Here is a 13,548-nt window from a genome sequence, read left to right on the forward strand (position 1 = left end):
ACGCTGATGCGGCGCGGCGGCCGGATCGGCGCCGGCATCGGGCCGAGCACCCGGTGGGTGGTGATGGAGGAACTGCGCGCCCAGGGCGTGCGGCTGCTCACCGGGGTCGGGTACGAGGAGATCACCCGCGAGGGTGTGCTCGTCGTGGACGCGGAAGGCGGCAGGGAACTCGTCCCCGCCGACCATGTGGTCCTCGCCGCTGGGCAGGAGAGTGAACGGGACGTCGCCGCGACGCTGCGGCGGGCAGGAGTCCCGTTCGAGAGTGCCGGCGGAGTCGCCGGCACCGAAGGGCTCAACGCGGTGCGCGCCACGGCCGAAGGCCTGCGCGCCGCACACCGGATCACGCGGATCACGCGGGAGCGCGGGAACACGCCGCGCCGGTGACTGTTTTCATCAACGGCCTGGCCGAGGGCCATGGCCGAGCAGGAGGAATGTCGTGCAGAGCAATCAACACGTCGTGGTGACGGGCTTTGGTGCCCTCACCCCCGTCGGCAACGACCGCGAGAGCACCTGGCAGGCGCTGCTCGCCGGTACGTCGGGGATCGGCCCGATCACCCGCTTCGACGCGTCGGCGCTGCCGACGAGGATCGCCGGTGAGGTCAGTGGTTTCGACCCGGCCGAGCTGTTCGACCGTAAACGGCAGCGGCGCTCCGCACGCTTCTCCCAGCTCGCCGTGGCCGCCGCGCGTGAGGCGGCGGCCGACGCCGGTCTGACGGTCGGCGCCGAAGACGGCGGTATCGACGCCGAGCGGGTCGGCGTCGTCCTCAACAACGCGGTCGCCGGCATGGACGGCGTCGAGTCGGCCGTCGACGCCATGCACGCCGACCCGCGCACGGTCAGCCCGTACTTCGTGTCGTCCGTCATCCCGAACATGCCGGCCTGCGAGGTCGCCATCGACCTCGGTGTACGGGGTCCCGTGACGGCGAGCGCGCTCGCCTGCGCCAGCGGGATCTACGCCCTGCTGGAGGGGCGCAGGCTGATCCTCTCGGGCGAGGCCGATGTGGTGATCGCGGGCGGCACCGACTCGGCGATCACCCCGGTGATGTTCACCGGTCTTTCCAACATGGGCGCGCTGTCGCGGCGCAACGACGATCCGGAGGCGGCGAGCCGCCCCTTCGACGCCGAGCGTGACGGCTTCGTCTTCGGCGAGGGGGCGGTCGTCTGCGTCCTGGAGTCCGCCGAGCACGCCCGCGCGCGCGGCGCCCGCCCGTATGCCGAGGTCGCGGGCGGGGCGCTCACCTCGGACGCCTTCCATGTGAGCGCCCCCGACCCCAGCGGTACCAGTGCCATGTCGGCGATGCGGCAGGCGCTGCGCGCCTCCGGCACCGAGGCGCGGGACATCGACTACATCTGCGCGCACGGCACCAGCACCCGGATCAACGACCTCACAGAGACCCGCGCGATCCGGGACGTGTACGGGCCGCACGCCTACGACCTGGCCGTCAGCTCGCCCAAGTCGATGGTCGGCCACCTCATCGGGGCGGCGGGAGCACTGTCGGCGATGGTGTGCGCGCTGGCCATCAGGGACGGCGTCGTGCCGCCCACCATCAATCTGGACACCCCGGGCGAGGAGTGCGACCTCGACTATGTGCCGGGCACCGCGCGCAAGACGGAGGTACGGGCCGCGGCCGTCAACGCCTTCGGATTCGGCGGACAGAACTGTGTCGCCGTACTGCGGGCCGTCTGAGCCATGTCCGAGCCGATGTCAGCGTTCCCGCACCGATACGACTCCGTGTTCGCGTCCGGGTCCGAATCCGGGAGGAGATCCCACATATGAACGACAGCAGCACCCCCGCCTATGACCCCGCCGGGTTCCGCTCCGTCTTCGAGCAGCAGTTCACCTACTGGTCGGGGTTCGACCGCAACACCCACCGCTACGCCCGCTCCACCGCGATGTCCGACCCGGCGACCGGGCGCACCTGGACGTACGCCGAGCTGGGCGAGGAGGTCGGGCGGCTCGCCGCCGGACTCGCGGCCTCCGGCGTACGCCCCGGGGACCTGGTGGCGTACCAGCTCTTCAACGGGCCCGAGTTCGCGCTGCTGTACCTGGCCACCCAGCGCCTCGGCGCCATCGGCTCACCGGTCAACTTCCGGCTGGCGCCCGGCGAGAGCGCCCATGTGCTGGACACCGGGAGGCCGCGCGCCTTCGTGTACGACACGGCCGTCGCCGAGAACGCCGGGCGGGCCCTCGCGCTCGCCGGCCACCGTCCGGCCTTGATCGCCCATGTCGGCACCGCACAGCCCGGCACCGCGCAGCCCGGCACCACCCCGGCAGCCGCCGCGAACGGAACCGGAACCGGCCCGCTGCCCGGATCGCTCCCCTTCGAGGACCTCCTCGCCCGCGGGACCGGCGCCGCCCCGCTGCCCGCGCCCGACGGCGGGATCTACGCGGAGACCACCCGTCTCTACACCTCCGGCACCACCGGACTGCCCAAGGGCGTCCCGCTGAACAACGCCACCGAGGTGCTGTCGGCGCACGACGTGATCATGCACTTCCCGCTGTCGCCCGAGGACCGCACGCTGAACATGACGCCGTGGTTCCACCGCGGCGGCCTGTACGCCGGCGGCCCCAACCCGGTCTTCTACGCGGGCGGCGAGGTGGTGCCGCTGCGTCACTTCGACGCCGACACCGTGCTGGACCTGGTGCAGGAGCGCGGTCTCACCTTCCTCATCGGCGCCCCGACCAATCTGGAGCGGCTCGCCGACGCGCAGACGGCCGTCCCCCGCGACCTCTCGACGCTGCGCGGCATCGTCACCATGGGCGCGCCCCTGGACCGCGCCGCGTGCCTGCGCTACCAGGAGATCCTGACGCCACGGATCTTCAACGGGTACGGCACGACCGAGGCGTTCTGGAACACCTTCCTGCGCCCCGTCGACCTGCCGGCGCACGCGGGCAGTGCCGGGCGCGCCAGCACCGACGACGACGTGGCCGTGGTCCGCGTACACGACGACCGGCGGGCGGCGCCCGGCGAGCTGGCGGCGAAGGACGGCCAGGAGATCGGTGAGGTGATCGTGCGTTCGCCCAAGTCCGGCTACGGCTACATCGGCCGCCCGGACGAGGAGGCGGAGAACTTCCGCGACGGCTGGCTGTACATCGGCGACCTCGCGACCTGGGACGAGGACGAGTACGTCACGATCGTCGGCCGGAAGGACGACATGATCCTGTCGGGCGGCGAGAACGTGCACCCCGTACAGGTGGAGGAGGTCCTCGGCGAGCACCCCGGGGTCGCCGACTCGGCCGTGGTGGGCGCGCCCGACCCCGAGTGGGGTCAGCTCGTCACCGCGTACGTGGTGCGCAGGGACCCGGAGCTGACGGCGCAGGAGTGCGAGAAGCACTGCCGGGCCCATCCGATGCTGGCCGCGTACAAACGCCCGCGCGCCTACCGGTTCGTGGACGCCCTGCCGGTGACGGCCACCGGCAAGAAGATCCACTACCAGCTCAGGGAGCAGGTGGCGCGGGACGCGGCGGCGGGGCTGCTGGAACGGATCTGACGGTCCGGCGGACACGCGCTACTTGACCCGGCGCGGTTTCGGCGAGGTGCCCGAGGCGAGCGGCGAGCGGGCCAGTTCCGTACAGCCCGCCGCGATCAGCCCGACCGCGATCAGCTCGGGCAGCACCCACCAGCCGGTGCGCAGGTTCTCGCTGAACAGCATCACGCCGTACGTGATGCTGATCAGCGCGTCCCCGAGGGTCAGCATCGGCTGGGAGGCGGCGAGCACACCCGCCTGGAGCGCGTTCTGAAGGAGGAACAGCGCGCCGATGCCCGCCACCGCGGTGGCGTAGAGCTGCCAGGACGCGAAGAGCGCGACCACGCCGTCGCCGTCGTCGAGGCGCGCCACCGCGTCCTTCATCAGGGCGGCGGTCAGGGCGTACCCGCAGGCCGCGGCGAGTCCGAAGAGCGCCGCCCTGAGGTTGCCGCGCACCCGCTGCGCCCAGATGATCAGGATGGCCTCGAAGACCACCGTGGCGATCAGCGCGGGAATCCACGCCACGCCGTCCACGGTCTGGGTGCCGCCGCCGGGCGCCGCCGATCCCATGCCCAGGGCGAGACCGCAGGTCACGGCGGCCACACCGAGCCACGCCTTGCGCGGGAGCCGGGTGCGGAAGACGTACGAGGCGATCAGCAGGGTCGACGGCAGCTCGATCACGAAGATCGGCTGGACGACCGCGATCGCCCCGGTGGCGAGCGCCACCGCCTGGCAGACGGCGGCCACGATCACCAGGCAGATACCGCCCAGCCACACCTTCTGTCTGAGGAGATGCTTGATCAGCGAGAGGTGCATGGCCTCGCTGTCGGGCACGTGGGAGGCGGCGCGGCGCTGGAGCACCGAGGCCGAGCCGTTGCTGATCGCGGTCAGTACGGCGAACAGGACACTGATCACCGCACCATCATGCGGGAGCGGGCTCCGCGACGGCGACCGGACCTGCGGAAACTTCGCCGCAGTGACCGGATGAGGTACGTTTCCCCGGCCCCGGGCACCGGAACAGCTCCGCGCGGGGGAACGGTACGGAGGAGTCGCCGTGGTACGCAGGAGCAGGGCGCCGCAGGCGCCGCTCCCCCAGCACGCCGGGATCGATCCGGTGCGGCTGCGGCTGCCCGCCGACCCCGAGGGCCGCTGGCCGGCCGTACGCGACCATCTGCTCGCGCGCTACGCCGAAGCGATCGGTGCCGAGCGGATCGACGCGATGTTCCGTGCGGGGCGGTTCGCCGGGGCCGACGGGCGGCCGGTCGGACCTGAGGAGCCGTACACGGCGGGGCGGTACGTCTGGTTCCACCGGGACTTCGGGCCCGAGGAGCGGGTGCCCTTCGAGATCGGTGTCGTGCACCGTGACGAGCGGATCGTCGTCGCCGACAAACCGCACTTCCTCGCCACCACCCCGAGGGGCTCGCACATCACCGACACGGCGCTGGCCCGGCTGCGCCGCGACCTGGACCTGCCGGAGCTCCAGCCGGCGCACCGGCTGGACCGGCTGACTGCGGGGCTGGTGCTGTTCGTCGTACGGGCCGGGGACCGCGGCGCGTACCAGACGCTGTTCCGGGACCGGCTGGTGCGCAAGGTCTACGAGGCGATCGCGCCGTACGACCCGGCGGTGGCGCTGCCGGTGACCGTACGCAGCCGGATCGAGAAGGAGCGCGGGGTGCGGGCCGCGTACGAGGTGCCGGGCGGCGAGCCGAACAGCGAGACCCGGATCGAGCTGCTGGAGCACCGCGAGGGGTACGGCCGCTACCGGCTGCTGCCCGCCACCGGCCGTACCCACCAGCTCCGGGTCCATATGAACGCGCTGGGGCTGCCGCTCCTGGACGACCCGCTGTATCCGGTCGTCCAGGAGCAGGCGCCCGACGATCACACCCGGCCGCTCCAGCTCCTGGCGAGGGAGCTGGAGTTCACCGACCCGGTGACGGGCGAGCCGTACCGCTTCGAGAGCGGGCTGCGGCTCGCTCAGTGGCCGCGCTGAAGCCAGTCCTGGCGGTGCGGTGCCTCGGCGCCGATGGTCGTGGTGTCGCCGTGGCCGGTACGGACGACCGTCTCAGGCGGCAGGGCGAGCAGCCGGTCGGTGATCGAGGTGACGATCGTCGGGAAGTCGGAGAACGACCGCCCGGTGGCTCCGGGGCCGCCCTGGAAGAGGGTGTCGCCGGTGAAGACGGTCGCCAGCTCCGGCGCGTACAGGCAGACCGCCCCGGGCGCGTGTCCCGGGGTGTGGAGCACCGTCAGCGTGGTGCCGGCGACGGTGAGCGTCTCGCCGTCCGCCAGCTCGCCGTCCGGCACCTGCTCCGGGTAGGTCAGCTTCCACAGCGGGAGGTCGGCCGGATGGAGCAGTACGGGGGCGCCGGTCGCCGCTGCGAGCGCGGGGGCGGCGCCGATGTGGTCGTCGTGGGCGTGCGTGCAGACGATGGCGCGCAGCGTCCGGCCGTCCAGGGCGGCCTCGATGGCCCCCGCGTCGTGCGCGGCGTCGATGACGATCGCCTCGGTGTCGTCGCCGACGATCCAGACGTTGTTGTCGACGTCCCAGGTACCGCCGTCGAGCGAGAACGTGCCCGAGGTGACGAGATGGTCGATGCGTGCGGCCATCAGAACTCCACCACCGAACGCAGCACATCGCCGTCGCTCATGCGCCCGAAGGCCTTCTCGACGTCGCCGAGGCCGATGGTCTCGGTGACGAAGGCGGCCAGGTCGATCCGGCCCTGCTGGTGCAGGTCGATGAGCATCGGGAAGTCGCGGGACGGCAGACAGTCGCCGTACCAGGAGGACTTGAGGGAGCCGCCGCGGCCGAAGACGTCCAGGAGCGGCAGTTCGAGCTTCATCTCCGGGGTGGGGACGCCCACCAGGACGACGGTCCCGGCCAGGTCCCGTGCGTAGAAGGCCTGTTCGTACGTCTCTGGGCGGCCGACCGCCTCGATGACGACATCGGCGCCGAAGCCGCCGGTCAGCTCGCGGATCGCCTCGACGGCGTCCGTGGAGCGGGAGTTGACGGTGTGGGTCGCGCCCATCGACTTCGCCATGGCGAGCTTGCGGTCGTCGATGTCGACGGCGATGATCCGGGCGGCGCCGGCGAGGCGCGCCCCGACGACCGCCGCGTCGCCGACCCCGCCGCAGCCGAAGACGGCGACGGAGTCACCGCGCCCGACCTGGCCGGTGTTGATGGCGGCGCCGATGCCGGCCATCACTCCGCAGCCCAGCAGACCGGCGACGGACGGCGACACGCTCGGGTCGACCTTGGTGCACTGTCCGGCGGCGACCAGGGTCTTCTCGGCGAAGGCGCCGATACCGAGGGCCGGGGAGAGCTCCGTGCCGTCGGTGAGGGTCATCTTCTGCTTGGCGTTGTGGGTGTTGAAGCAGTACCAGGGCCGGCCGCGCAGACAGGCACGGCACTCGCCGCACACCGCACGCCAGTTGAGGACGACGAAGTCGCCCGGGGCGACCTCGGTGACGCCGTCGCCGACCGACTCCACGACACCCGCGGCCTCATGGCCGAGGAGGAAGGGGAAGTCGTCGTTGATTCCGCCCTGCTTGTAGTGCAGATCGGTGTGGCAGACGCCGCACGCCTGGACTTTCACCACGGCCTCGCCGGGGCCCGGATCCGGTACCACGATCGTCTCGATCCGCACCGGCTCGTTCTTGCCGGGCGCGACGACCCCTTGCACCTGCTGCGACATACCGGGGACCTGCCTTTCCTCACACCATGGGCGCACCGCGCCCCGAACGACTTTGTTCGCTCCCACTATCCCGCGTCGTCCCGCGTCCGGGAGCGCGCGGGCGGACAGGACAATGGTGCGGTACGCGGCCGGCGCGGTACACGGACAGGTCCTAACGACCGACCAGAACGAGAGGACAGCTCCATGGACACCCGCGTTGTCGTGGTGATGGGCGTGGCAGGTACGGGCAAGTCGACGGTGGGGCGGCTGCTGGCCGAGGCGCTGGGCGTCGGCTACGCCGAGGGCGACGACTTCCACCCGCCGGAGAACATCGCCAAGATGTCGGCGGGGACGCCGCTGGACGACACGGACCGGTGGCCCTGGCTCGACGCGATCGGAACCTGGGCGCACGGGCGGGAGGCGCTCGGCGGGGTGGTGACGAGTTCGGCGCTCAAGCGCGCGTACCGCGACCGGCTGCGGGGCGCGGCGCCCGGCGCGGTGTTCCTGCACCTGACGGGCGAGCGAGCGCTCATCGAGCGGCGGATGGGCGAGCGCCAGGGGCACTTCATGCCTCCGGCGCTGCTCGACTCGCAGTTCGCGGCGCTGGAACCGCTGGGGTACGACGAGGCGGGGGTGGCCGTCGATGTGGCGGGCACCCCGGAGGAGATCACGGCGCGGGCCGTGGCGGCGCTGCGCGAGGTGGATGGCTGAGCCGACGCGCGCGTGTCCGTCACCCCGGCGTCGGTCGGTCACGGTCGGCGGTCCGTCACTCGGGCGGGGTGCGTCCCTCGCGTACCGCCTCGGCCTCCTGCCGGGCCTCCTCCTCGTGGTCCCACTCCGGGTGCTCACGCTCCGCCCACTTCGGGTCCACCGACCCGGTGCGCATCCCGCTCCGGGCGTGCGGGTCCTGGAACGCCATCCCGATGTGCCCGGCCAGGACGATGCCAACGGCCAGTGCCAGCCAGTCGTGGATGAAGGTGGCGCTCGTACGCGAGACCAGCGGCAGCAGCCCGGTGAACCACATCAGCAGGCCGGTGAACATCATGATCAGGACGGCGCCGGCGATCCAGCCCGCGTAGATCTTCTGCCCGGCGTTGAACTTGCCTGCGGGCCGGGCCCCCGGCCACGACCAGCGCTTGCGTACGGCCCGCAGCCACTCCTTGTCGTAACTCGCGAAGCGGTTGAGCCTGCGCAGGTCGGCGCGGAAGGTGGGCGAGGCGAGCCCGACGAGGAAGGGTACGGGCAGCAGGATCCCGGACCACTCGTGCACGGTGACGACCAGATACCGGCGGCCGACCAGTTCGGCGAGCTGCGGAAGGTACAGGCACGCGGCGGTCCCCACGCACAGCAGCATCAGCCAGCCGGTGGTGCGGTGGATCAGCCGTTCGGCGCGGCTGAACCGCCGTACGCGCTTCGCGGGCGCCCGCCCGGACGGCCCCCGCTCGGCCTGCCCCCGCTCAGACGGTGGGGGTGTCACTGCGTCCGTTGGACTTTCCGACCCAGCCGTCGACGTCATAGCCGTACTCCTCCCAGTAGCCGGGCTTGACCTCGGAGGTGACGGAGATCCCGGACAGCCATTTCGCCGATTTGTAGAAGTACATGGGCGCCACGTAGAGGCGTACGGGCCCGCCGTGGTCGTAGCTGATCGGCTTGTCCTGCATCTTCAGGGCCACCATGACGTCGGAGCGCCGGGCCTGCGGCAGCGTGAGGCTCTCGCTGTACGTTCCGTCGAAGCAGGTGAAGCGGAGCGCCTTGCCCTCGGGGTGTACCCCTGCGGCGTCGAGGAGATCCGAGACCCGCACCCCCTCGAAGGGTGTTTTCGGGACCCGCCACCCCGTCACACACTGCACGTCACGGACGACCCTGGTCTGCGGCAGCTTGCGCAGCGCGTCGAGCGTGTACGTGGTGGGGTGGTCGACCAGGCCGTCGATCTTGAGCTGGTAGTTGGTGGCGTCCTTGTGTGGCACCGAGGCCGCGACGTTGTAGAAGCGGAAGCCGCCGCCGTTGGGCAGCAGTCCCGTGAGGCCGGTCGGGTCGACCTGCGAGGCCGCGCCGAGGAACTTCTCAAATCCGCGCTGGAGGTAGGGAGCGGCGGCGAGACCTGCCGCGCCCACGCCGAGCATGGAGAGCATCACCCGTCGGCCTACGGGTGCGCCCCCCGGTTCACGCTGTTCATGGGTCACCCCCCGATTCGAACACCGGCGGCCTCCAGAAGCCAGCGACCGGGTTGTTCCGTCAGACTTTCGTCAGAATCAGGCCAGGTCCCCGGGAATCGGGCCCGGCCACCGGGCCGACCGGTCGTAGGCTGACGCGCATGGAGACCCGGGAACCGCTGCCGCCCTATCTGCTCGCCTTCCCCGGCCCGCTGCGCGACCGGCTCGTCGCAGCGGTGCTCAGCGGCGAGAAGGTCTCGACCACGGGACTGCTCGCGGAGTTCGAAGCGGAGCGTGAGGAACTGCCGCCCGTGGGTGAGCGGTCGGCACTGATCGACTCGGCGGGCCGCGAGGTCGCTGTGATCGAACTCACCGACGTCCGCGTGCTCCCGCTGGGCGAGGTGGATCTGCGGCACGCGCTGGACGAGGGCGAGGGGCACACCTCGGTGGCGGAGTGGCGCGCGGCGCACGAGCGGTTCTGGCACAGCGAGGAGATGCGGGTCGCGCTCGGTGACGAGGACTTCACCGTGGACGACACGACGCTGGTCGTGGCCGAACGCTTCCGGGTCGCCGAACGCCTCTGACGTACGCCGCCGGGCCGCCACTGTCAGTCAGGTCGCGGTCAGGCGACCGCCTCTGCGGCCGCCCGGCCCGCCGCTCGCCCCGAGAAGACGCAGCCGCCCAGGAACGTCCCCTCCAGCGACCGGTAGCCGTGCATACCGCCGCCCCCGAACCCGGCGGCCTCGCCCGCCGCGTACACCCCGGGCAGCGGCTCGCCGCCCTCGGTGAGCACCCGCGACGACAGGTCGGTCTCCAGGCCGCCCAGCGACTTCCGGGTGAGGATGTTCAGCCGTACGGCGATCAGCGGTCCGGCCGCCGGGTCCAGGATGGGGTGCGGTGCGACCGTACGGATCAGCTTGTCGCCGATGAACCTGCGGGCGCCGCGTACGGCGGTGATCTGGGCGTCCTTGGTGAAGGGATTGGCCACCTCCCGGTCGCGCGCGGTGATCTCGCGGCGCAGCGCGGCCTCGTCGATCAGCGGCTCCTCGGTCAGCGCGTTCATGCCCCGTACGAGCGCGCCCAGGTCCTTCTCCACCACGAAGTCGACGCCCTTGTCCATGAACGCCCGCACCGGTCCTGGTACGTCGATGCGCGCGCGGTCGAACACCCCGCGCGCCGACTTGCCCGTCAGGTCCGGGTTCTGCTCGGAGCCGGAGAGCGCGAACTCCTTGCCGATGATGCGCTCGTCGAGCACGAACCACGTGTAGTCGTACCCGGAGCGCATGATGTGCTCCAGCGTCCCGAGCGTGTCGAAGCCGGGGAACAGCGGTACGGGCAGCCGCCTGCCGCGCGCGTCGAACCAGAGCGAGGACGGGCCCGGCAGGATACGGATGCCGTGCGCGGGCCAGATCGGGTCGTGGTTCTCGATGCCCTCGGTGTAGTGCCACATCCGGTCGCCGTTGATCTGGCGGGCTCCGGCGGCCTCGGCGATGCCGAGCATCAGCCCGTCGACATGCGCGGGCACACCGGAGAGCATCGTGCGCGGCGGGGTGCCGAGCCGTTCGGGCCACCGCTCGCGCACCAGCTCATGGTTGCCGCCGATGCCGCCCGAGGTGATGATCACGGCCTGCGCCCTGAGCGTGAAGTCGCCCGTCACCGCCCGGCTGCTCGCCGCCCCGCGCGGGGCCGCGCTCGGCTCCAGCACCTCGCCGGTCACGGTGTCCACGGCGCCCGCCGTACGGCCGAGACCGGTGACCCGGTGCCGGAAGCGGTACGTCACAAGGCCCCGCGCCACGCCCTCCCGTACCCGGCGCTCGAACGGCGCGACCACGCCGGGCCCGGTTCCCCAGGTGATGTGGAAGCGGGGTACGGAGTTGCCAGGCCCCGTCGCGTCGTAACCGCCGCGCTCCGCCCACGACACCACCGGGAAGAAGCGCATGCCCTGCTGGTGCAGCCAGGCGCGCTTCTCACCTGCGGCGAAGTCGACGTACGCCTCGGCCCAGCGGCGCGGCCAGTGGTCCTCGGGGCGGTCGAAGCCCGCCGTACCGAACCAGTCCTGGAGCGCCAGCTCCCTGCTGTCCTTGATCCGCATCCGGCGCTGCTCGGGCGAGTCCACGAAGAACAACCCGCCGAAGGCCCAGTGCGCCTGCCCCCCGACCGCCTGCTCGGGCTCCTGGTCGAGGACGATGACGGAGCGGCCCGCGTCGACGAGTTCCGCCGTGGCGACCAGCCCCGACAGGCCGGCCCCGATCACGATCACATCAGCGTCGTACGCCATGGCTTCCATCCTTCGTGGGCGGCGGGGACAGGGAGGTGGACGGGTCGCGGTGAGCAGTGTCCCGATCTTCGGTACGCGCGAGTAACTAGTCAACTGGTTGGATGGCGGACATGGCAGCAGAAGATGAGATTCTCGACGTCGTCGACGAGAACGACCGTGTCACCGGGCAGGCCCCACGCGGCGAGGTCTATGCGAAGGGCCTGCGTCACCGCGCTGTCTTCGTCCTCGCGCGGGACGCGGAGGACCGGTTCTTCGTCCACCGCAGGACCCCGATCAAGCTGGTCTTTCCCTCGATGTACGACATGTTCGTGGGCGGTGTCGTCGGCGCGGGCGAGAGCTACGACGACGCGGCGCTGCGCGAGGCGGAGGAGGAGCTGGGGGTGAGCGGGCTCCCCAGGCCCGAGCCGCTGTTCCGGTTCCTGTACGAGTCGGGGGACGGCCGGGCCGCCTGGTGGTCGTCGGTGTACCAGGTGCGCTGCACCCTGCCGGTGAACCCGCAGGTCGAGGAGGTCGCCTGGCACGACTTCCTCACCCCGGAGGAGCTGGAGCGGCGGCTCACCGAGTGGGAGTGGGTGCCGGACGGTCTCGCGGCGTACGAGCGGCTCAAAGCGCTCCGCGCGTAGGGGAGCGGGAGATGACCGATTTCGTCCGGAGCCTGCGGCTGTGGTTCGCGCCACGCCGTATGGGCGACGAGGGCGAGACGCCGGACTACCGCTTCTCGCTGGCCAACGAACGTACCTTCCTGGCCTGGATCCGTACGGCGCTCGCGCTGATCGGCGGAGGCTTCGCCGTGGATCAGTTCCTGCCGCACCTCGGCTGGGGCGTACGGGTGGGGCTCGCGCTCGCGCTGCTGGCCGCCGGGGCGCTCTGCGCGCTGCGCGCGGTCAACCACTGGGTGCGCTGCGAGCGGGCGATGCGGCGCAAGGAGGACCTGCCGGTGTCCCGCTTCCCGACCGTGCTGAGTCTGGCGGTGGCGGTGGTGGCCGTGGCGATGCTGGTGATCGTGGTGCTGGGCAGGGGTGGCTGATGGGCCGGGTGGTCTGATGGGCCGGGTGGTCTGATGGGCACGCCGACGCCGGAGGAGGCCGACCGCAGGGACCCCGGGCTCCAGCCCGAGCGGACCAGGCTGGCCTGGCGGCGTACGACACTCTCCTGCACGGTGGCCGCCGTCCTGGCGGTCCGGCAGGCCATCCACCACGGGGGGACGGGCGCCGCCGTGGTGGCCGCTTCGCTGACCGCCCTGGTCTGGCTGGCGTTCCTGGGCGTGGCGCACCGCCGGACACTGGCGCTGGACGCGGCGCGGCCCCGGCCGCTCTCGGTGCGGGCGGCGGTCACCGCGGCGGTGTGCACGGTGTGCCTGGCCGTGTTCGCCCTGACGGTCCTCGTCTGACGCGGAGATGCGCGCGGATCCGGGGCGTACGTCCGACAAGCGCTCCGACACTCACGGGACCGCCGTCAGCCGTTGCCGCCCACGGTGACGACGACCCTCCCGCCGGTGCCGCCCGCCTCGGCGAACCGGTGCGCGTCCGCCGTCCGCTCCAGCGGGAACGTCCGCGCGACAGCGACCGTCAGCGTCTTCTGTTCCGCCAGTCCCGCGAGGGTCGCCAGGTCGGCCGCGTCGGCGCGGGTGAAGGCGTATGTCCCGCCGAGGTCGGTGACCCCTCCGTCCGCGATGGAGGCCAGCCGGCCGCCGGGGGCGAGCAGCGTGGGCGTGCCCTGGAGGAAGTCACCGCCGAGGATGTCGAAGGCGGCGTCGACACCGCCGGGCGCGACGGCGCGTACCTGATCGGCCAGGTCGGGGCCGTACACGACGGGTTCGCCGCCGAGGGCCCTGATGTGCTCCTGGCCGCTCTCCCTGGCCGCGCCGATGACCCGGGCGCCGGAGTACCGGGCGAGCTGTACGGCCGTGGAGCCGACCCCGCCCGCCGCCGCGTGCACCAGCACGGTCTCTCCCGGGCGCACCTTGAGCACCTGGTGCAGG

At 72.0% G+C, this 13,548-nt stretch carries 16 protein-coding genes; 9 read left to right on the forward strand and 7 right to left on the reverse strand.

Annotated features, from left to right (window positions below; genetic code table 11):
* From QR77_RS06535 to QR77_RS06545, 3 genes are all read left to right on the forward strand, one after another.
* Positions 1-384: FAD-dependent oxidoreductase (locus tag QR77_RS06535; RefSeq protein WP_040020241.1), on the forward strand; the 384-nt coding region annotated here is incomplete at its 5' end.
* Positions 385-436: 52 nt separating this feature from the next.
* On the forward strand, positions 437-1,687 hold the full coding sequence (fabF, locus tag QR77_RS06540) for a beta-ketoacyl-ACP synthase II (protein WP_269084310.1): 1,251 nt from the start codon (positions 437-439) through the stop codon (positions 1,685-1,687).
* A gap of 86 nt (positions 1,688-1,773) precedes the next feature.
* Complete coding sequence (locus QR77_RS06545; RefSeq protein ID WP_040020242.1) at positions 1,774-3,492, forward strand: AMP-binding protein; 1,719 nt, start codon at positions 1,774-1,776, stop codon at positions 3,490-3,492.
* 18 nt (positions 3,493-3,510) lie between these two features.
* Here QR77_RS06545 and QR77_RS06550 read toward each other — a convergent pair whose 3' ends face one another.
* Entirely contained in the window at positions 3,511-4,383 is an 873-nt protein-coding gene (locus QR77_RS06550) for a DMT family transporter (protein ID WP_040020243.1), read from the reverse strand.
* Between the two features lie 139 nt (positions 4,384-4,522).
* On the opposite strand from QR77_RS06550, the gene QR77_RS06555 reads away from it, so the two are divergent.
* On the forward strand, positions 4,523-5,458 hold the full coding sequence (locus QR77_RS06555; RefSeq protein ID WP_040020244.1) for a pseudouridine synthase: 936 nt from the start codon (positions 4,523-4,525) through the stop codon (positions 5,456-5,458).
* On the opposite strand, the gene QR77_RS06560 is transcribed toward QR77_RS06555, so the two are convergent.
* Both QR77_RS06560 and QR77_RS06565 read right to left on the reverse strand, forming a co-directional pair.
* Entirely contained in the window at positions 5,443-6,072 is a 630-nt protein-coding gene (locus tag QR77_RS06560) for an MBL fold metallo-hydrolase (RefSeq protein WP_040020245.1), read from the reverse strand. The two genes, QR77_RS06555 and QR77_RS06560, sit on opposite strands and share 16 nt — an antisense overlap.
* Complete coding sequence (locus tag QR77_RS06565) at positions 6,072-7,157, reverse strand: S-(hydroxymethyl)mycothiol dehydrogenase (RefSeq protein ID WP_040020246.1); 1,086 nt, start codon at positions 7,155-7,157, stop codon at positions 6,072-6,074. Before QR77_RS06565 ends, QR77_RS06560 begins: the two co-directional genes overlap by 1 nt.
* Positions 7,158-7,340: 183 nt before the next feature.
* On the opposite strand from QR77_RS06565, the gene QR77_RS06570 reads away from it, so the two are divergent.
* Entirely contained in the window at positions 7,341-7,847 is a 507-nt protein-coding gene (locus tag QR77_RS06570) for a gluconokinase (RefSeq protein ID WP_040020247.1), read from the forward strand.
* A gap of 55 nt (positions 7,848-7,902) precedes the next feature.
* Here QR77_RS06570 and QR77_RS06575 read toward each other — a convergent pair whose 3' ends face one another.
* Both QR77_RS06575 and QR77_RS06580 read right to left on the reverse strand, forming a co-directional pair.
* Entirely contained in the window at positions 7,903-8,652 is a 750-nt protein-coding gene (locus tag QR77_RS06575) for a cytochrome b/b6 domain-containing protein (RefSeq protein WP_052488571.1), read from the reverse strand.
* Positions 8,594-9,268 (reverse strand): molybdopterin-dependent oxidoreductase, encoded by a 675-nt coding sequence (locus QR77_RS06580; RefSeq protein ID WP_236711063.1) that lies wholly within the window; start codon positions 9,266-9,268, stop codon positions 8,594-8,596. The genes QR77_RS06575 and QR77_RS06580 overlap by 59 nt, the downstream gene beginning before the upstream one ends.
* A gap of 182 nt (positions 9,269-9,450) precedes the next feature.
* On the opposite strand from QR77_RS06580, the gene QR77_RS06585 reads away from it, so the two are divergent.
* Positions 9,451-9,873 carry an ASCH domain-containing protein gene (locus tag QR77_RS06585; RefSeq protein WP_040020248.1) on the forward strand — a complete coding sequence of 141 codons (423 nt, stop codon included), beginning with the start codon at positions 9,451-9,453 and terminating at the stop codon, positions 9,871-9,873.
* Positions 9,874-9,911: 38 nt separating this feature from the next.
* Here QR77_RS06585 and QR77_RS06590 read toward each other — a convergent pair whose 3' ends face one another.
* On the reverse strand, positions 9,912-11,567 hold the full coding sequence (locus tag QR77_RS06590; RefSeq protein ID WP_040020251.1) for an FAD-binding dehydrogenase: 1,656 nt from the start codon (positions 11,565-11,567) through the stop codon (positions 9,912-9,914).
* 110 nt (positions 11,568-11,677) lie between these two features.
* Between QR77_RS06590 and QR77_RS06595 the strand changes: the two genes are divergently transcribed.
* From QR77_RS06595 to QR77_RS06605, 3 genes are read left to right on the forward strand one after another with little or no spacing between them, the layout of a single operon-like run.
* Complete coding sequence (locus tag QR77_RS06595) at positions 11,678-12,190, forward strand: NUDIX domain-containing protein (RefSeq protein WP_040027410.1); 513 nt, start codon at positions 11,678-11,680, stop codon at positions 12,188-12,190.
* An 11-nt stretch (positions 12,191-12,201) separates the two neighbouring features.
* The gene (locus tag QR77_RS06600) at positions 12,202-12,594 is read left to right on the forward strand and encodes a DUF202 domain-containing protein (protein ID WP_040020252.1); all 393 of its coding nucleotides are present in this window, start codon (positions 12,202-12,204) and stop codon (positions 12,592-12,594) included.
* A gap of 33 nt (positions 12,595-12,627) precedes the next feature.
* Positions 12,628-12,957 (forward strand): DUF202 domain-containing protein, encoded by a 330-nt coding sequence (locus QR77_RS06605; protein ID WP_040020257.1) that lies wholly within the window; start codon positions 12,628-12,630, stop codon positions 12,955-12,957.
* A 65-nt stretch (positions 12,958-13,022) separates the two neighbouring features.
* Here QR77_RS06605 and QR77_RS06610 read toward each other — a convergent pair.
* A partial coding sequence (locus tag QR77_RS06610; RefSeq protein WP_040020258.1) for a zinc-binding dehydrogenase occupies positions 13,023-13,548 on the reverse strand: 526 nt, incomplete at its 5' end.

It is taken from the genome of Streptomyces sp. 150FB (assembly GCF_000818195.1).
GTDB lineage: Bacteria > Actinomycetota > Actinomycetes > Streptomycetales > Streptomycetaceae > Streptomyces.